The following is a 17870-nucleotide window of genomic DNA, read 5'->3' on the forward strand; positions in this document are numbered from 1 at the left end:
TCAGGGCAGACTTTACCCAAATCTGCGTTCAAGCAAAAGACAAGGTGCTTTAAGGGGCCGCGAAGGCCGCCACGGCGTGTTTGGTCGGGGTGCAGCGCCAGCCCTTGGTGCGGGTCTTGTGGCTGAGAACCAGTCGGTCCAGCTTGTCGGCCAGTTCGTCGATCGCGGCGTACAGGTCAAAGTGCTTGCTGCCGGCGTGCAGGGCGTTGCCCTTGACGAGGATGCTGCACTCGGCGCGCTGGCGCCCGTCCTTTTGCGCTTCGTTGTGCGTGGACAGCAGCACCTTCACGTGGATCACATGGTCCACGTGGCGCAGCACGCGGTCCAGTTTAGCGAGAACGTAGGCCCGCAAGGCGGGGCTGACATCCAGATGGTGGCCGCTGATGGTCAAGTTCATAGATCAACCTCCTGTGCTTTCAGGGTGGCAAAGCTGGGGGCCGCACACCGGAGGGTGCGGCCTGGGGCGGTTGAATGCGCATTCGTCGCTTGCGAACCACTATGCGCCTGTTGACCGGGGTGTGCAAGCGCATGCTGGGGTGGCACGCGGGGAAATGGCCGCCCGGCAGACGGGGGGCGCAAATGAGCGCAAAATGGGGCGTTTTTGCTGAGGTCTGCTGGGCGTGTGCGCCGCTGCGCAGGATCGGCATCGACATTGACGCAACCAGGTGCGCTGCGTGCGCCAGCGTCTGGCCCCGCCCTAAAATCCTGGCCTGCAGCACGGCCTGCCCGGCACGGCGACTTTGCCTAGTTTCGAATTCCTTTTGTCTGCCTTCTCCATGACACAGCCCACGACTTCTGCCCTGCACACTTCCAACATCACGTCCCTGCCGCTGCTGGCGCGCGGCAAGGTGCGTGACAACTACGCCGTGGGGGATGACCGCATCCTGATGGTGGCTTCGGACCGTCTGTCGGCCTTCGACGTGATCATGGGCGAACCCATCCCTGGCAAGGGCGTGCTGCTGACGCAGATGGCACTGTTCTGGTTCGACAAGCTGGGCCACATCTGCCCCAACCACCTGACCGGCGAAGCGCCCGAGTCCGTGGTCAAGCCCGAGGAAGTCAAGCAGGTCGAAGGCCGCTCCATGCTGGTTAAGCGCCTCAAGCCGGTGCTGATCGAGGCCGTGGTGCGCGGCTACCTGGCCGGCAGCGGCTGGCAGGAATACAAGGCTTCGCAGTCGGTCTGTGGCGTGAAGCTGCCCGCCGGCCTGACCAACGCTGCCAAACTGCCAGAGCCCATCTACACTCCCGCCGCCAAGGCCGAGATGGGCGACCACGACGAGAACATCACCTATGAGCGCACCGTGGAAATGGTGGGCGAGCAACTGGCCGCCCAGATCCGCGACACCGCCATCCGCATCTACAAGGAAGCGGCCGAGATCGCGCTGACCAAGGGCATGATCATTGCCGACACCAAGTTCGAATTCGGCCTGACCGAAGACGGCACCCTGGTGCTGATGGATGAGGTGCTGACCCCCGACAGCTCGCGCTACTGGCCCGTGGAAGGCTACGAGGACGCGCTGGCCAAGGGTGAGAACCCGCCCAGCTACGACAAGCAGTTCGTGCGCGACTGGCTGGAGCAGGCCAAGGTCAACGGCAAGCTGTGGGACAAGACGGCCCCGGCGCCGCGTCTGCCCCAGGAGGTGATCGAGAAGACCGCCGCCAAGTACCGCGAAGCCCTGCAGCGCCTGATGGCCTGAGCAGGCGCCACGCGCCGCTGAAAAAAACAGCCCGAGGGCTGCTTTTTTTGTGCGTGCTCGCAGAAAAGAGAGCGGTCAGCGCTCTTCATTAGTGGCTTTGAAGCTGAAAAGTATCTGAAATCCTTGCCAGGCTTGCGCAGGCAGCTCCTGGTTGGTGCAACCCTGCGCAGTCCGCAGTCCGCAGTCCGCAGTCCGCAGTCCGCAGTCCGCAGTCCGCAGTCCGCAGTCCGCAGTCCGCAGTCCGCAGCTCTCAGCTCTCAGCTCTCAGCTCTCAGCTCTCAGCGGCGTGCGGGGGCGGCCTGCAGGGCGCTGGCCATGTCCATGGCCAGCTTGCGCAGGGCCTGCCAGCTGTCGCGTGGCCAGCCGTCGGCGGGCAGGCCCTTGACGATGCCGTCGACCAGGTGGGCCGAGTGCAGCAGGCGCACGGCGGCATTGGGCGTGAGGCGCGGCACCACGCGCTCGAACAGCTTTTCCTTGGCGCCCCAGATGCGCAGGCCGCGCAGCACCATGGGCAGGGGCTGGCCGCCGGCCAGCGCGTCCTTGGCGCGCTTGAGGTTGCGGATGTCCTCGGCCAGCGTCCAGTGGACCAGCACCTCGGCCGTGCCCTCGGCCTGCAGGCCGTCCAGCATGCGCATGGCGCGCGGCAGGTTGCCGGACAGCACGGCCTCGGACAGCTTGAAGACGTCGTAGCGCGCCACGTTCAGCACGGCCTGCTCGACCACCTCGTAGCTCAGCTCACCCTCGGGCTGCAGCAGGCCCAGCTTCTGGATCTCCTGGTGCGCGGCCAGCAGGTTGCCTTCCACGCGGTCGGCGAAGAACTGCAGGGTGCGCTGGCCCGCCTCGCCCGAGGCCACGCGCTGGCCCTGCTGGGCCAGGCGCTGCGCAATCCAGGTGGGCAGGGCGGCGCGCTCGATGGGGTCGATGGCCACGGTCACGCCGTTGGCCTCCAGCGCGGCGAACCAGGCGCCCTTCTTGGTCTGGGCGTCCAGGCGCGGCAGGGTGACCAGGGTCAGCGTGTGTTCGTCCTGGGCGGCGTGGGCGGCCAGCTGCTGCAGGGCCGCGCTGCCGTCCTTGCCGGGCTTGCCCGAGGGGATGCGCAGCTCCACCAGCTGCTTGTCGGCAAACAGGCTCAGCGATCCACCGGCGGCCAGCACCGCACTCCAGTCGAAATGCGTCCCCTGCACGGTGTGCACGCTGCGTTCGGTGTGGCCGGCCGCGCGCGCGGCGGCACGGATGGCGTCGGCCGCCTCCTGCTGCTGCAGCGGTTCGTCACCGTACAGGGTGTACAAAGGCCGCAGACCCTTGTGCAGGTGTGCGGCCAGCTGGTTCAGTGCCAGTTGCATGGGGGCTTATTCCGCCGGGGGGTGGGCGGCAGCCAGGCGGCGCAGCAGCTGCTGTGCCATGTCGGCGTACATGTTGCGGTACAGGGCGGCTTCTTCCTCGTCCTTGGCCAGGGCCAGGGATTCGCTGTAGCTCATGTCGCGCTTCTGCTGGATTTCCGCGTCCTCGATCCAGACGCGGCCGTCGCGGTCGACCAGCTTGAAGCGGCCGGTCAGGCGCAGCTCCACCTCGCGCACCTGGCCGGACACGGTCTTGGCCAGCACCAAGCGCTGGCGGCTCTCGCCCAGCAGGTGCAGGGTGGCCTCGGCGGTGTCGGGCTTGGCGGGCGGCAGCACCACGGTCAGGTTGCCGCCGGCCGTGGCCAGGTTGCGCAGCACTTCGCGGGTGAAGGGCGAGCCCGCCGGGGCCTGCACATACAGCGATTTGAAGGGGAAGGACGGCGCGCCACGCAGGCGAAAGCCGCAGGCGCTGACCGCGGGGGCCAGCACCATCAGGGAAAGCAGCGTACGTTTGCGCATGGCGTGCATCCTCAGGCGTCGTCAGACGACGATGTTGACCAGACGGCCGGGCACCACGATCACCTTCTTGGGGGTGGCGCCGTTGATGAACTTCTGGGCTTCTTCGTGGGCCAGGGCGGTGGCTTCGATCAGGGCCTTGTCGGCGGCGGCGGGCACGCGGATCGCGCCGCGCAGCTTGCCGTTGACCTGCAGCACCAGCTCCAGCTCGTCCTGCACCAGGGCCGAGGCATCCACCTGGGGCCAGGCCGCGTCCAGCAGGTCGCCCTGCTTGTTGGCGTAGCCCAGCTCGTTCCACAGCACATGGGTGATGTGCGGCGTGGCGGGGTAGAGCACGCGCAGCAGGATGCCAAAGCCTTCGATGGCAGCGATCTGGCCGTCAGCGCTGTTCAGGCCCTTGAAGCCTTCCAGCGCGTTGATCATCTTCATCGCGCCCGAGACCACGGTGTTGTACTGCATGCGCTGGTAGTCGTAGTCCACCTGCTTGAGCACGGTGTGGATTTCCAGGCGCAGCGCCTTGGCGTCCTTGCCGAACTGCACCTGGGACAGGTCGGACAGGCCGTCGGTGGCGGCTTCGGCGGCGGCGTAGTTGCCGGCCAGCAGCTTGGCGCCGAAGTTGTAGACGCGGCGCAGGAAGCGGTAGCTGCCTTCCACGGCGGCGTCGTTCCACTCCAGCGTCAGCTCGGGCGGCGCGGTGAACATGGTGTACAGGCGCGCGGTGTCGGCGCCGTACTTCTCGATCAGTTCCTGCGGGTCGATGCCGTTGTTCTTGGACTTGGACATGGTGCCCACGCCCTCATAGTCGATGGCCGTGCCCACGGGCAGCAGGCCGTCGGCGCTGTCGACTTCGGTCTTCAGCTTGGCACCGATGATCTTGCCGGTCTCGTCGTGGACGTGCTCGACGTCCTTGGGCCAGAAGTATTCCTTGGCGCCCTTGGCCGTGCGACGGCTGTAGATGTGATTGAGCACCATGCCCTGGGTCAGCAGCTTGGTGAAGGGCTCGTCGATCTTGACCAGACCCAGGTCGCGCATCACCTTGGTCCAGAAGCGCGCATACAGCAAGTGCAGGATGGCGTGTTCCACGCCGCCGATGTACTGGTCCATGGGCATCCAGTAATCGGCGCCGTCGGCCACCATCTGCTCGCCGTTCTTGGCGTCGCAATAGCGCATGAAATACCAGGACGAATCCACGAAGGTGTCCATGGTGTCGGTTTCACGGCGGGCTGGCTTGCCGCAGCAGGGGCAGACCACGCCGGCGTGGAAGGCCTCGCTCTTGACCAGCGGGTTGCCGGAGCCATCGGGCACCAGATCCTGCGGCAACACGACCGGCAGATCCTTCTCGGGCACGGGCTGGGCGCCGCAGTCGGCACAGTGGATGATGGGGATGGGCGTGCCCCAGTAGCGCTGGCGGCTGATGCCCCAGTCGCGCAGGCGCCACGTGGTCTTCTTCTCGCCCAGGCCCTTGGCGGCGACCAGCTCGGCCACCTGGTCCACGGCCTGGGTGTGGGTCAGGCCATCCAGCACGCCGGAGTTCACGCAGACGCACTTTTGCTTGTCGCCGTACCACTCCTGCCAGGCGTCGGTGGAGAAGGTTTCACCGTCCACCGCCACCACCTGCTGGATGGGCAGGTCGTATTTCTTGGCGAACGCAAAGTCGCGTTCGTCATGGGCGGGCACGCCCATCACGGCGCCGTCGCCATAGCTCATCAGCACATAGTTGCCGATCCACACCTCGACCTGCGCGCCGGTGATGGGATGGGTGACGAACAGACCCGTGGGCTTGCCTTCCTTTTCCTTGACGGCCAGCTCGGCTTCGGTCGTGCCGCCCTTTTTGCATTCTTCGATGAAGGCAGCTAGTTCGGGCTTGTCGGCAGCGGCGTGCAGGGCCAGCGGGTGCTCGGGCGCCACGGCGCAGAAGGTCACGCCCATGATGGTGTCGGCGCGCGTGGTGAAGACGTACAGCTTGCCGCCCTGGATGGGCTGGCCGTCGGCGCCCTGGATGTCGTGCGTGAACGCAAAGCGCACGCCGGCCGACTTGCCGATCCAGTTTTCCTGCATCAGGCGCACCTTGTCGGGCCAGCCCGTCAGCGTGGCCTTGTCGTTGCCGACCTGTACGTGGTCCAGCAGCTCTTGCGCGTAGCCGGTGATGGCCAGGTAGTAGCCGGGGATCTCGCGCTTTTCCACCAGCGCGCCGGTGCGCCAGCCGCGGCCGTCGATGACCTGCTCGTTGGCCAGCACGGTCTGGTCCACCGGGTCCCAGTTCACCACCTGGGTCTTGCGGTAGGCGATGCCCTTGTCCAGCATCTTCAGGAACAGCCACTGGTTCCACTTGTAGTACTCGGGGTCGCAGGTGGCGATCTCGCGGCTCCAGTCGATGGCCAGGCCCATGGACTGCATCTGCTTCTTCATGTACGCGATGTTGTCGTACGTCCACTGGGCCGGTGGCACCTTGTTCTTCAGCGCGGCGTTCTCCGCGGGCAGACCGAAGGCATCCCAACCCATGGGCATCAAGACGTTGTAGCCATGCATGCGCAGCTGGCGCGTGAGCATGTCGTTGATGGTGTAGTTGCGCACGTGGCCCATGTGCAGCTTGCCGCTGGGGTAGGGCAGCATGGAGCAGGCATAGAACTTTTTCTTGTTGCTGTCCTCTACGACACGGTAGGCATCGCGGGCGGCCCAATGGTCGTGCGCCGCGCGTTCGACCTCGGTGTGGTTGTATTTGTCTTGCATGAGCTGGTAGATCGGTTGTGCAGTCAAAATACTGCTTTCTCTGGATTTTAGGCGCTAGGACGGTTCCCTTGGCGCGCGAACGGGCGACCCTTTCGGTGCGGTTTGCCTGCAGATCCCCTTCTCTGACTGACTTTTTCTGACATTCGTTTGGACTGGTGCCAAACGCGGGTGTGTGCCGTGGATTTGACTGCTGTTGCTTTGTATGCCGGGATGGAGCCGTGGGCCCAGGCCTGTACCGGCCTGGTGTTGCTGGCCCTGCTGGCCCTGGTGTCGCGTTTCGTGGTGCAGGGCGTGCTGCTGCATTTCGTGCGCTTGTGGCGCCGGGCGATGCCGGCCATGGGCTGGGCGCCCATTCTGCTGCACGACCATGTGCTGGTGCGCCTGGCCAAGATCGTGCCCTCCGTGGTGGTGCAGCTGGGCATCCACTGGGTGCAGCACCTGCCGCCCAACGCGACCAAGGCGATCGGCAACCTGGCGACGGCGCTGACCGTCTACCACGTGGTGCGCGTGGTGGCCACGCTGCTGGGCGAGATCAACGATGCCCACGACCGCCACGACGGCCCCAAGGCCACGCAGACCCACTCCATCAAGAGCTATGTGCAACTGGCCAAGCTGGTGGCCTACATCGTGGGCGCGTTGCTGATCGCGGCGGCCATCATGGACCGCTCGCCGCTGCTGCTGCTGTCGGGCCTGGGTGCCATGTCGGCGGTGCTGATGCTGGTGTTCAAGGACACCATCCTGTCCTTCGTGGCCGGGGTGCAGATCGCCTCCAACGACATGATGCGCGTGGGCGACTGGATCGAGATGCCCCAGGCCGGCGCCGACGGCTTCGTGGTGGACATCGCGCTGAACACCGTCAAGGTGCAGAACTGGGACAAGACCATCACCACCATCCCCACCTGGCGGCTGATGACCGAGAGCTTCAAGAACTGGCGCGGCATGTTCCAGTCCGGCGGGCGCCGCATCATGCGCTCGCTGCTAGTGGATGCCGCCACCGTGCACCTGCTGACCCCGGCCGAGCGCCAGAACCTGGCGCGCATCCGTCTGCTGGATGGTTTCTGGAGTGAGCGCGAGGGCCTGCTGGCGCAGGACGGCCAGGGCGGCGTGCTGCCCCCGCAGGCCGCCGTGGCGCCGGACATGGTGACCAACCTGGCCGCCTTCAAGGCCTACGCCTATGCCTACCTGCAGGCCCACCCCGGCATCTCCAAGGCGCCCGGCATGTTCATGCTGGTGCGCACGCTGGAGCCCACGGCCACCGGCGTACCGTTGCAGCTGTTTTGCTACACCGCCACCACCGTGTGGGTGGAGTACGAAGGCATCCAGGGCGATGTCATCGACCACCTGATCGGCGTGCTGCCGCAGTTTGGCCTGGCCCTGTACCAGCGTTCGTCCGACCAGGGCAGCCGCCAGATCGCCCAGGCCCTGGCCCACGGCGAGCATGCCTAAGCCCGCGCGCGCCAGCGCCGCCGCCCACCTCCGGGGATAATTTCGCTATGACTAAGCACAGAGTGGTCGTCGGCCTGTCCGGCGGCGTGGATTCGGCGGTGACCGCCTATTTGCTCAAGCAGCAGGGCCATGACGTGGTCGGCATCTTCATGAAGAACTGGGAAGATGACGACGACAGCGAGTTCTGCTCCAGCCGCCAGGACTTCCTGGACGCGGCCAGCGTGGCCGATGTGATCGGCATCGAGATCGAGCACGTCAACTTTGCCGCCGAGTACAAGGACCGCGTGTTCGCCGAGTTCCTGCGCGAGTACGAGTCCGGGCGCACGCCCAACCCCGATGTGCTGTGCAACGCCGAGATCAAGTTCAAGGCCTTCCTGGACCACGCCATGCGCCTGGGGGCGGAGAAGATCGCCACCGGCCACTACGCCCGCGTGCGCCAGAACGCCACGACCGGCCTGTTCGAGCTGCTCAAGGGCCTGGATCCGTCCAAGGACCAGAGCTACTTCCTGCACCGCCTGAACCAGGCCCAGCTGTCCAAGACGCTGTTCCCCGTGGGCGAGTTGCACAAGACCGAGGTGCGCCGCATCGCCGAGGAAATCGGCCTGCCCAACGCCAAGAAGAAGGACTCCACCGGCATCTGCTTCATCGGCGAGCGGCCGTTCCGCGACTTCCTGAACCGCTACATCAGCAAGGAACCCGGTCCCATCCTGGACGACCGCAACCGCAAGCTGGGCAAGCACGTGGGCCTGAGCTTCTACACCCTGGGCCAGCGCTCGGGCCTGGGCATCGGCGGCGTCAAGGACAAGGGCGCGGCGCGCGGTGCGGGCGACCATGCGCCCTGGTTCGTGGCCGGCAAGGAGGTGGACAAGAACATCCTGCGCGTGGTGCAGGGTCATGACCACCCGCTGCTGCTGTCGCACCGCCTGGACGCGGACAACGCCAGCTGGGTGGCGGGCCATGCGCCCGCGCCCGGCACCTATGGCTCCAAGACCCGCTACCGCCAGCCCGATTCGCCGGCTGTCCTGGGCACCTGCCCGAGCGCCACGCAGTTCCGCCTGGACTTTCCCGAGGCGCAATGGGCGGTCACGCCCGGCCAGTCGGCCGTGCTGTACGACGGCGAGGTCTGCCTGGGTGGCGGCATGATCGCCACCGTCGATCCCCAGGACTGAGGCCGGCGCCACGGCGGGCCGCGGAGCCGGTCACGCCTCCACCCCAGGCCAACACCAGGCCAACACCAGGCCAACACCAGGCCAACACCAGGCCAACACTAGGCCAACACTAGGCACGCTGGCGTGCCTTTTTGGTGCGCAAAATTTGGGTCAAATCATGCGCTAGCGCTTATCCAGCCTGCGCAGGCTGCTATGGAATCAGTCGACCAGTTGGGCGCGGGCCTTGGCCATCCAGCCGTGCAGGTGGGTGTGCAGGTCGCTCTGGCTGAAGGAGCAGCTTTCCTCGGTGAACAGGGCGCTGGACTCCAGCCGGTCCAGCAGTTGCAGCAGCACCGGGCCGTAGCGCTCGGGCAGGGCCGCCAGCAGGGCGTGGGCGGCGCGCGCCTGGTCGTTGAGCTGTGCGGCGCTGAGGCTGCCGTCCTCCAGGCGCAGCAGGGCGTCGTCCAGGGCCTGCAGCTGCAGCAGGGCGTCGGTGTGGGCGGTCATGGCCGTTCTCCTCGGTGGCGGGGTGTTGGCATGCAGTGTAGGGCGCGGCAGACAGCCCTGTCACCGCACAGACCTCGCTTCTCGGCGAGAATCTGGGCATGAACGCGCTGAACATTGCCGAAACCATGCAGACCATGGGTTTGCAAGCAAAAGTGGCTGCAGCCCAGATGGCACGGGCGAATGCTGCTACCAAAAGCAAGGCCTTGCTGGCCTTGGCACGCCTGCTGCGCGACAACGTCGCGGCGCTGCAGGTGGACAACGCCCGAGACCTGGAGCGGGCCGTGGCGAATGGCCTGTCCGACCCGATGGTCGATCGCCTGCGCCTGACGCCCAAGGTGCTGGAGACCTGCGCCCAGGGTTGCGAGCAGCTGGCCCACATGCCGGATGTGATCGGCGAGATCTCGGGCATGAAGCAGCAGCCCAGCGGCATCCGCGTCGGCCAGATGCGCGTGCCCATCGGCGTGTTCGGCATGATTTACGAAAGCCGCCCGAACGTGACCATCGAGGCCGCCAGCCTGTCCATCAAGAGCGGCAACGCCTGCATCCTGCGCGGCGGCTCCGAGGCCATCGACTCCAACAAGGCCCTGGCCCGCCTGGTGGCCCAGGCCATGGCCGAAGCCGGCCTGCCCGAGCACGGCGTGCAGCTGGTGCAGACCACGGACCGCGAGGCCGTGGGCCAGCTGATCGCCATGCCCGCCTATGTGGATGTCATCATTCCGCGCGGCGGCAAGGGCCTGATCGAGCGCATCAGCCGCGACGCCAAGGTGCCGGTGATCAAGCACCTGGACGGCAACTGCCACACCTATGTGGACGACCCCTGCGACATCGAGCTGGCCGTCAAGGTGACCGACAACGCCAAGACCCAGAAGTACAGCCCCTGCAACGCCACCGAAAGCCTGCTGGTGGCGCGCGGCGTGGCCCAGGAGTTCCTGCCCAAGATCGGCGCCATCTTTGCCGCCAAGGGCGTGGAGATGCGCGGCTGCCCCGAAGCCCTGGCCATCCTGCGCCAGGTCGCCGGCGCCCAGCTGGCCGAGGCCACCGAGGCCGACTGGAGCGAGGAATACCTGGCCCCCATCATCAGCGTGAAGGTGGTGGACGGCCTGGACGCCGCCATCGCCCACATCAACCGCTACTCCAGCGGCCACACCGAGGCCATCCTGACGCGCGACCACGTGCACGCCCAGCGCTTTTTGCGCGAGGTCGACTCGGCCAGCGTCATGGTCAATGCCAGCACCCGATTTGCCGATGGCTTCGAGTACGGCCTGGGCGCGGAAATTGGCATCAGCACCGACAAGTTCCATGCGCGCGGTCCGGTGGGCATCGAGGGGCTGACCTCGCTCAAATACATCGTGCTGGGCGAAGGCGACGTGCGCAGCTGAAGACCGCAGGCCGGACGGCGGCAATCGGCCGCGCGGCCTGGGCAGGTGCCTGCATCACAAGGACAGGGCATGAAGATCATCATCTTGGGGGCGGGCCGGGTCGGCTACAGCGTGGCGGAGAGCCTGGTCTCCGAGCGCAATGACATCACCGTCATCGACACCGATGCCCAGCGCCTGCAGGAGCTGCAGGACCGGTTCGACCTGCGCGGGGTCGTGGGCAACGGCATCGACGTGCAGGTGCTGGCCGAGGCCGGCGCCGCCGACACCGACCTGCTGATCGCCTGCGCGGCCCAGGACGAAACCAACCTGGTCTGCTGCAAGATCGCCCACATGGTGTTCGGCGTGCGCACCCGCGTGGCGCGCGTGCGGGCGGCGGGCTTCGATGTGTCGCAGCCGCTGCTGGGCCCCGAGGGCTTTGCGGTGGACACCATCATCTGCCCCGAAGCCTCGGTGATGCGCTACATCCTGAAGCTCATCGAGTACCCCGATGCCCTGCAGGTGCGCGAGTTCGCCGGCGGGCGCGCCTGCCTGTCCTCGGTGCGCGCGCGGCTGGGGGCGCCCGGCGTGGGCATGCGTATTGGCGACGTGCGCATGCACCACCCGGAGCTGGCGATGCGCATCGTGGCCATCTACCGGCGCTTTGCCGACGAGCCTGACCGCTTCGTGCGCTGCGACGGCAACACCCGCATCGAGCCGGGCGACGAAGTCTTCGTGCTGGCCGCCAGCGAGCATCTGCAGCAGATGCTGAATGTCTTTCACCGCCCCAGCGGCCAGCCGGCGCGGGCAGTGCGTCGTATTTTGATAGCAGGCGGCGATCCGGTCAGCCTGCACCTGGCCCAGGCCCTGGCGACCGAGCCGGGGCGCTTCATCGTCAAGATCATCGAAAGCGATCCGCGCCGCTGTGAGGTGCTGGCGGCGGCCCTGCCCAGCGAGGTGCTGGTGCTGCAGGGCAACCCCACGGACGAGGACCTGTTCGCCGACGAGAGCGTGGAGGAGACGGACCTGTTCCTGGCGCTCACCGAGGACGACGAGAACAACATCATGGCCAGCCTGCTGGCCAAGCGCATGGGCGCCAGCCGCGTGCTGGCGCTGATCAACCGGCGCAGCTATGCCGACCTGATGCACGGCACGCAGATCGACATCGCGCTGTCGCCCGCGCAGGCCATGCTGGGCGAGTTCCTGGCCCATGTGCGCAAGGGCGACGTGCAGGCCGTGCACAGCCTGCGCCGCGGCGTGGCCGAGGCGCTGGAGATCGTGGCGCGCGGCGACCGCAAGAGCTCCAAGGTGGTGGGGCGCCCTGTGGAGGCGCTGAAGCTGCCGCCCGAGGTGCACATCGGCCTGATCATCCGTGGCCTGCCGGACACCGAGGACATCCAGGCCCAGGCCGAAGGGGTGGAGCCCGAGGTCATCATCCCGCACAGCCACACCGTGATCGAGAGCAACGACCACGTGGTCTTCTTCCTGCCCAACAAGCGGCTGGTGCAGGAGGTGGAGCGGCTGTTCCGCGTCAGCGCCACGTTCTTCTAACGCGCAGGAGCGCTGCATGCAAGACCTGTTTCCCGTACTGCGCGTGTTGGGCGTGCTGCTGGTGTTCTTCGCCCTCGGCATGACGGTGCCGCTGGCGGCCTCCTGGTGGCTGCAGGACGGGGTCTGGCCCGCCTGGCCGGCCGCCATGGCGGCCACGGCGCTGGCCGGACTGCTGCTGTGGTTCTGCATGCGCCACCACAAGCGCGAACTGCAGCCGCGCCATGGCGTGATCCTGGTGACCCTGGTGTGGGTCTGCCTGCCGCTGTCGGCGGCCCTGCCGATGATGGCGGTCTACCACCTGCTGGGGCGCGAGCTGCCTTTCACCTATGCCTATTTCGAGGCCGTGTCCGGGCTGACCACGGCGGGCTCGTCCGTGCTGTCCAACCTGGACGAGCTGCCGGTGTCGCTCAACATCTGGCGCACCTTCCTGCAGTGGGTGGGCGGCATGGGGATCCTGATCCTGGCCGTGGCCATCATGCCGCTGCTGGGCGTGGGCGGCAGCCAGATGTTCCGCGCCGAGGCGGCCGGCCCGGTCAAGGACACCAAGCTGACGCCACGCATCACCGGCACGGCCAAGGGCCTGTGGGGGGTGTATGCGGTGTTTTCTGTGTCCTGCATGCTGGCTTTCTGGCTGGGGGGGATGGAGCCGCTGGACGCGCTGATGCACATGTTCACCACGGTGAGCCTGGGCGGGCTGTCGTCCCACGACGCCAGCTTCGGCCATTTCCAGTCACCGCTGCTGGAGGCCATCGCCTTCGTCTTCATGGTGGCGGCCAGCTGCAATTTCGCGCTGTACTTCGTGGCCATGCGCAAGGGCAACTGGCAGGGCTTCTGGCGCGACCCCGAGATGCGCGCCACGGTCGGCGTGCTGCTGGGCAGCAGTGTGCTGGTGTCGCTGCTGCTGTGGATCAAGGGCGTGTACGGCCCGCTGGAGGCCTTCCGCTACGGCATGTTCAACACCGTCTCGGTGGCCACCACCACGGGCTTTGCCACGGTCGACTACCTGGGCTGGCCGGTGTTCGCCCCGTTCTTCATGCTGTTCCTGTCGGGCATGGCCACCAGCGCGGGCTCGACCGGCGGGGGCATCAAGATGATGCGCATGCTGATTCTGTTCAGCCAGGCGCGGCGTGAGCTGACACGGCTGGTGCACCCGCGCGCCGTACAACCGGTGGTGCTGGGTGGGCGTGTCGTGGATAACCGCATGATTTTTGCCGTTCTGGCGTTTATGCTGGTGTATGGCGGCACGATTGTGCTGCTGAGCATGGTGATGATGCTGACGGACCTGGACCCCATCACGGCGTTTTCGGCCGTGGTGGCCAGCGTGCACTGCCTGGGACCGGGGCTGGGCAGCATCGGACCGGCCTCTTCGTACGCGGGGCTGACGGACTTTCAGATCTGGGTTTGCACGCTCGGTATGTTGTTGGGGCGCTTGGAGATTTTGAGCTTTCTCGCACTGCTGACCCCTGCATTCTGGCGCCGGTGAGTGAGCACCTGCGTATGATTCAGGGCATAAGGGTAAACACTTAAGTTTGCAGCGATTACCTACAATTACATAACCACCGTCGTTCGAGGACATACATGGTTCCACATCTCATCACCGCTTTGACCGGGCCGATCAACGAGCTTGAGCAGCGCATCATCGACTCCATGCCAGCCATTGAACGCTGGTTCCGCCTGGAGTGGATGGAGCACACGCCGCCCTTCTACAGCTCGGTGGACATCCGCAATTCCGGTTTCAAGCTGGCCCCTGTGGACACCAACCTGTTTCCCGGCAACTGGAACAATCTGACCGACCAGATGCTGCCCCTGGCGGTGCAGGCCACCATGGCCGCGATCGAGAAGATCTGCCCCGAGGCGCGCAACCTGCTGATCATTCCGGAGAACCACAACCGCAACCCCTCCTACCTGATGAACCTGGCGCAGCTGCAGCGCATCTTCAAGATGGCGGGGCTGAACGCGCGCCTGGGCTCCATCAGCCCGGACATCAAGAAACCCACCGAGCTGAAGCTGCCCAACGGCGAGACCGTGCTGCTGGAGCCGGTGATCCGGACCAAGCGCCGCATCGGCCTGAAGTACTTCGACCCCTGCACCATCCTGCTGAACAACGACCTGTCGGCTGGAGCGCCGGGCATCCTGGAAGAGCTGTATGAGCAGTACCTGCTGCCTCCTTTGCACGCGGGCTGGAGCGTGCGCCGCAAGAGCCGCCATTTCCAGAGCTACGAAGAAGTGGCCAAGCGCTTTGGCAAGCTGCTGGGCATTGACCACTGGCTGATCAACCCCCTGTTCGCCAAGGTGGAGCAGCTGGACTTCAACGAAGGCACGGGCCTGGACAACCTGGCCACCCAGGTGGATGCGCTGCTGACCAAGGTGCGCCGCAAGTACAAGGAATACGGCATCAAGGAGAAGCCCTTCGCCATCGTCAAGGCCGACAATGGCACCTATGGCATGGGCGTGATGACGGTGCGCGACGCCAAGGAGCTGGACGACCTGACCAAGAAGGCACGCAACAAGATGGGCATCATCAAGGATGGCCTGTCGGTGCAGGACTTCATCATCCAGGAAGGCGTGCAGACCTCGGAGCGCATGAACGATGCCGTGGCCGAGCCCGTGGTCTACACCCTGGACCGTTATGTGGTTGGCGGCTTCTACCGCATGCACCCCGAGCGCGGCATCGACGAGAACCTGAACGCCCCCGGCTCCAGCTACGTGCCGCTGGCGTTCGCGCACAGCACCCACATGCCCCAGCCCGGCATGCACCCCGGTGCCAGCGCGCCCAACCGCTTCTACATGTACGGCGTCATCGCGCGCCTGGCCATGCTGGCCGCCAGCTACGAGCTGGAAGCCACCAACCCCGACGCCGAGGTCTACGACTGAGGCCAGGGTCAGGACACGACCGTGGTGTAAAAAGAAGAGCTGCTAGCGCTAGTTGTGCAAGGCATGCAGATAGAAATCTATTGGAACTCCTTGTAAAGCAAGCGCAACCAGCTTCTGTTTTCTAAGCGCAGCCCCCGGGTCTGCGCTTTTTTTATGCCGTCGTCCCCGGCGTGCCAGAACCGGGTGGCGCTGCGCGGTGGCTGTGCGCACAATGTGCGCCATGCAATTTTTCAGAGACTTCAGCCTGTCGGCGCTGAGTGCCGGTTTTGTGGCGGTGTTGGTGGGCGTGACCAGCTCGGTGGCCCTGGTGTTCCAGGCGGCCCAGGCCTTCGGGGCCACGCCGGCACAGATCAGCTCGTGGATGTGGGCCCTGGGTTGGGGCATCGGCCTGTGCTGCGCCGTGCCTTCGCTGCTGCTGCGCAAGCCGGTGATGGTGGCCTGGTCCACGCCCGGGGCCGCGGTGCTGGCGGCCGCCGGGGTGGCAGGCGGCTTCAGCATGGCCGAGGCCGTGGGCGCCTTCATCGTCAGCGCGGCACTGATTGCGCTGTGTGGCTTCAGCGGCTGGTTCGAGCGGGTGATGGACCGCATCCCCGCGGCGATTGCGGCGGCGCTGCTGGCCGGGGTGCTGGCCCGCTTTGGCCTGCAGGTGTTCGAGTCGGCGCAGACGGCCCTGCCCCTGGTGCTCAGCATGCTGCTGACCTATGTGCTGTCGCGGCGGCTGTGGCCCCGCTATGCCGTCATGTTGACCCTGATGGCCGGCATCGCCTGTGCGGCCTGGCAGGGGCAGATGCAGTGGTCGCAGGTGGAGTGGCGCCTGGCCCTGCCGGTGTTCACCACGCCCAGCTTCACCTGGCAGGCCTGCATCAGCGTGGCGCTGCCGCTGTTTGTGGTCACCATGGCGTCGCAGAACCTGCCGGGGGTGGCGGTCATCCGCACCGCCGGCTATGCGCTGCCGGTGTCCCGGCTGGTGGGCACCACCGGTGTCGTCACCTTGCTGCTGGCACCGTTCGGGGCCTTCGGCATCAACCTGGCGGCCATCACGGCGGCCATCTGCATGGGCACCGAAGCCCACGCCGACCCGGCCAAGCGCTACACCGCAGCGGTCTGGTGCGGTCTGTTCTATGTGCTGCTGGGCATCTTCGGGGCCGTGGTGGCCGGGCTGCTGGCGGCCTTCCCCAAGGAGCTGGTCATGGCGATTGCCGGCCTGGCGCTGCTGGGCAGCATTGGCGGGGGGCTGTTGGCTGCGCTGCAGCAGGACAGCAGCCGTGAAGCAGCGCTCATCACTTTTCTGGTCACGCTCAGCGGCGTGGTGATTGCCGGCATCGGTTCGGCCTTCTGGGGCGTGGTCGCCGGGGGCTTGACCCTGTTCGTGCAACAGTACCAACCTTGGCGTACAAAAGCGCGCTGAACCTTTTCTTCTGTCTTGACCGGGGCGCTGCCCCAGCCCACCATGCAATTTCTGTTTGTCGCCGATCCCCTGGAATCTTTCAACACCAAGAAGGACAGCACCTTCGCCATGATGCGCGAGGCCCAGCGCCGTGGGCATACGGTGTTCGCGACCGAGCCCCGGGACATCAGCTGGCAGGTGGGGGGCAAGGTGGTGGCCCAGGTGCGGGCCCTGCGCCTGACCGGCGATCTGCACGACTGGTACGAAGAAGTGGGCGTGGCACAGCAGGCGCTGGCCGACTTTGATGCCGTGCTGATGCGCAAGGACCCGCCGTTCGACAGCGAATTCTTCTATGCCACGCATATGCTCAGCCAGGCCGAGCGGGAGGGAGCCAAGGTCTTCAACAAGCCGGCGGCGCTGCGTGACCACCCCGAGAAGATGGCGGTCATGGAATTTCCGGAGGTGCTGGGCCCCACCCTCATCACCCGCAACCCCCAGGACATCCGCGCCTTCCATGCCCAGCACCAGGACATCATCCTCAAGCCGCTGGACGGTATGGGTGGCATGGGCATCTTCCGCGTTGGCCCTGATGGCATGAACCTGGGCTCCATCATTGAAACCCTGAACCAGCAGGGCGCCACCAGCGTGATGGTGCAGAAGTTCCTGCCTGCCATCACCCAGGGCGACAAGCGCATCCTCATCATTGGCGGCAAGCCCGTGCCGTATTGCTTGGCCCGCATTCCGCAGGGCAATGAAGTGCGCGGCAACCTGGCTGCGGGTGGCAAGGGTGTGGCCCAGCCGCTCAGCGACAGCGACCGTGCCATCGCTGACAAGTTGGGGCCTATCCTGGTTGCGCGCGGTCTGCTGCTGGTGGGCCTGGATGTGATTGGCGACAAGGTCACCGAGATCAACGTCACCAGCCCAACCTGCTTCCAAGAGATCCAGCAGCAGACCGGCTGCGACGTACCGGCGCTGTTTGTGGATGCGCTGGAGCAGGCGGTCCAGGCCGCTGCCTGAGTGCGGCATCATGCACCCGCTGCAAGCGGGTGCAGGAAATCCAAGGGATTTCCCTGGGAGTGCCAAAAATAGGTATACAATTGCGGTCTTCGCTGCTCACGACAACTGGCGGTGAGCAAGAAGAAAAATTCTTCTTGAAGGCGCAAAAAGTTGTGCTACAATACAAGGCTTCGCTGATCACGGCGAAGCAAGAAATCTGAAGTGATTCAGGTTTGCATCTTTAAAAAGATACAGCCGATAAGCGTGGGCGTTTGAAGGCGAATTGCCAAGTTCTTTAGAACTAAAAACAAACGCTCATGGAA

14 protein-coding genes are annotated in these 17870 nt (G+C 65.8%); 9 read left to right on the plus strand and 5 right to left on the minus strand.

Going from position 1 to position 17870, the window contains the following annotated elements; genetic code table 11:
- Positions 1 to 49: 49 nt before the first annotated feature.
- Positions 50 to 397 carry a ribosome hibernation-promoting factor, HPF/YfiA family gene (gene hpf / locus FYM52_RS04100; protein WP_154163177.1) on the minus strand — a complete coding sequence of 116 codons (348 nt, stop codon included), beginning with the start codon at positions 395 to 397 and terminating at the stop codon, positions 50 to 52.
- 379 nt (positions 398 to 776) lie between these two features.
- Between hpf and FYM52_RS04105 the strand changes: the two genes are divergently transcribed.
- A complete protein-coding gene (locus FYM52_RS04105; RefSeq protein ID WP_042415848.1) occupies positions 777 to 1697 on the plus strand; it encodes a phosphoribosylaminoimidazolesuccinocarboxamide synthase in 921 nt (306 codons plus the stop codon).
- 278 nt (positions 1698 to 1975) lie between these two features.
- On the opposite strand, the gene holA is transcribed toward FYM52_RS04105, so the two are convergent.
- From holA to leuS, 3 genes are read right to left on the minus strand one after another with little or no spacing between them, the layout of a single operon-like run.
- Positions 1976 to 3040, minus strand: a complete 1065-nt coding sequence (gene holA / locus FYM52_RS04110) for a DNA polymerase III subunit delta (RefSeq protein WP_154163178.1) — start codon at positions 3038 to 3040, stop codon at positions 1976 to 1978.
- A gap of 6 nt (positions 3041 to 3046) precedes the next feature.
- Positions 3047 to 3556 carry an LPS assembly lipoprotein LptE gene (gene lptE, locus FYM52_RS04115; protein ID WP_154163179.1) on the minus strand — a complete coding sequence of 170 codons (510 nt, stop codon included), beginning with the start codon at positions 3554 to 3556 and terminating at the stop codon, positions 3047 to 3049.
- A gap of 21 nt (positions 3557 to 3577) precedes the next feature.
- Positions 3578 to 6283 (minus strand): leucine--tRNA ligase, encoded by a 2706-nt coding sequence (gene leuS, locus FYM52_RS04120; protein ID WP_154163180.1) that lies wholly within the window; start codon positions 6281 to 6283, stop codon positions 3578 to 3580.
- Between the two features lie 210 nt (positions 6284 to 6493).
- Here leuS and FYM52_RS04125 point away from each other — a divergent pair, with 210 nt between their 5' ends.
- Both FYM52_RS04125 and mnmA read left to right on the plus strand, forming a co-directional pair.
- Positions 6494 to 7729 carry a mechanosensitive ion channel family protein gene (locus FYM52_RS04125; protein ID WP_042415842.1) on the plus strand — a complete coding sequence of 412 codons (1236 nt, stop codon included), beginning with the start codon at positions 6494 to 6496 and terminating at the stop codon, positions 7727 to 7729.
- A 47-nt stretch (positions 7730 to 7776) separates the two neighbouring features.
- Positions 7777 to 8898 carry a tRNA 2-thiouridine(34) synthase MnmA gene (mnmA, locus tag FYM52_RS04130; protein WP_154163181.1) on the plus strand — a complete coding sequence of 374 codons (1122 nt, stop codon included), beginning with the start codon at positions 7777 to 7779 and terminating at the stop codon, positions 8896 to 8898.
- A 198-nt stretch (positions 8899 to 9096) separates the two neighbouring features.
- Here the strand turns inward: mnmA and FYM52_RS04135 are convergent, their stop codons facing one another.
- Positions 9097 to 9384 carry a hypothetical protein gene (locus FYM52_RS04135; RefSeq protein WP_042415834.1) on the minus strand — a complete coding sequence of 96 codons (288 nt, stop codon included), beginning with the start codon at positions 9382 to 9384 and terminating at the stop codon, positions 9097 to 9099.
- Between the two features lie 98 nt (positions 9385 to 9482).
- Between FYM52_RS04135 and FYM52_RS04140 the strand changes: the two genes are divergently transcribed.
- The 6 genes from FYM52_RS04140 (at position 9483) to gshB (ending at position 17568) form a co-directional block, all read left to right on the plus strand.
- Positions 9483 to 10763, plus strand: coding sequence for a glutamate-5-semialdehyde dehydrogenase (locus tag FYM52_RS04140; RefSeq protein ID WP_043378669.1), 1281 nt, complete (start codon positions 9483 to 9485; stop codon positions 10761 to 10763).
- A 69-nt stretch (positions 10764 to 10832) separates the two neighbouring features.
- On the plus strand, positions 10833 to 12290 hold the full coding sequence (trkA, locus tag FYM52_RS04145; protein WP_154163182.1) for a Trk system potassium transporter TrkA: 1458 nt from the start codon (positions 10833 to 10835) through the stop codon (positions 12288 to 12290).
- A 16-nt stretch (positions 12291 to 12306) separates the two neighbouring features.
- Positions 12307 to 13773 carry a TrkH family potassium uptake protein gene (locus tag FYM52_RS04150; protein ID WP_154163183.1) on the plus strand — a complete coding sequence of 489 codons (1467 nt, stop codon included), beginning with the start codon at positions 12307 to 12309 and terminating at the stop codon, positions 13771 to 13773.
- Positions 13774 to 13868: 95 nt separating this feature from the next.
- A complete protein-coding gene (gene gshA, locus FYM52_RS04155; protein WP_043378678.1) occupies positions 13869 to 15164 on the plus strand; it encodes a glutamate--cysteine ligase in 1296 nt (431 codons plus the stop codon).
- A 211-nt stretch (positions 15165 to 15375) separates the two neighbouring features.
- Positions 15376 to 16572, plus strand: a complete 1197-nt coding sequence (locus tag FYM52_RS04160) for a benzoate/H(+) symporter BenE family transporter (RefSeq protein ID WP_255446754.1) — start codon at positions 15376 to 15378, stop codon at positions 16570 to 16572.
- A gap of 42 nt (positions 16573 to 16614) precedes the next feature.
- A complete protein-coding gene (gene gshB, locus FYM52_RS04165) occupies positions 16615 to 17568 on the plus strand; it encodes a glutathione synthase (protein WP_154163185.1) in 954 nt (317 codons plus the stop codon).
- Positions 17569 to 17870: the final 302 nt, after the last annotated feature.

Source organism: Comamonas sp. CAH-2 (genome assembly GCF_009668305.1).
GTDB classification, from domain to species: Bacteria; Pseudomonadota; Gammaproteobacteria; order Burkholderiales; family Burkholderiaceae_C; genus Comamonas; species Comamonas aquatica.

Coding starts and splice junctions, on each gene's coding strand:
- hpf (WP_154163177.1), bottom strand. CDS start 397: ATGAACTTGACCATCAGCGGCCACCATCTGGATGTCAGCCCCGCCTTG.
- FYM52_RS04105 (WP_042415848.1), top strand. CDS start 777: ATGACACAGCCCACGACTTCTGCCCTGCACACTTCCAACATCACGTCC.
- holA (WP_154163178.1), bottom strand. CDS start 3,040: ATGCAACTGGCACTGAACCAGCTGGCCGCACACCTGCACAAGGGTCTG.
- lptE (WP_154163179.1), bottom strand. CDS start 3,556: ATGCGCAAACGTACGCTGCTTTCCCTGATGGTGCTGGCCCCCGCGGTC.
- leuS (WP_154163180.1), bottom strand. CDS start 6,283: ATGCAAGACAAATACAACCACACCGAGGTCGAACGCGCGGCGCACGAC.
- FYM52_RS04125 (WP_042415842.1), top strand. CDS start 6,494: ATGGAGCCGTGGGCCCAGGCCTGTACCGGCCTGGTGTTGCTGGCCCTG.
- mnmA (WP_154163181.1), top strand. CDS start 7,777: ATGACTAAGCACAGAGTGGTCGTCGGCCTGTCCGGCGGCGTGGATTCG.
- FYM52_RS04135 (WP_042415834.1), bottom strand. CDS start 9,384: ATGACCGCCCACACCGACGCCCTGCTGCAGCTGCAGGCCCTGGACGAC.
- FYM52_RS04140 (WP_043378669.1), top strand. CDS start 9,483: ATGAACGCGCTGAACATTGCCGAAACCATGCAGACCATGGGTTTGCAA.
- trkA (WP_154163182.1), top strand. CDS start 10,833: ATGAAGATCATCATCTTGGGGGCGGGCCGGGTCGGCTACAGCGTGGCG.
- FYM52_RS04150 (WP_154163183.1), top strand. CDS start 12,307: ATGCAAGACCTGTTTCCCGTACTGCGCGTGTTGGGCGTGCTGCTGGTG.
- gshA (WP_043378678.1), top strand. CDS start 13,869: ATGGTTCCACATCTCATCACCGCTTTGACCGGGCCGATCAACGAGCTT.
- FYM52_RS04160 (WP_255446754.1), top strand. CDS start 15,376: ATGTGCGCCATGCAATTTTTCAGAGACTTCAGCCTGTCGGCGCTGAGT.
- gshB (WP_154163185.1), top strand. CDS start 16,615: ATGCAATTTCTGTTTGTCGCCGATCCCCTGGAATCTTTCAACACCAAG.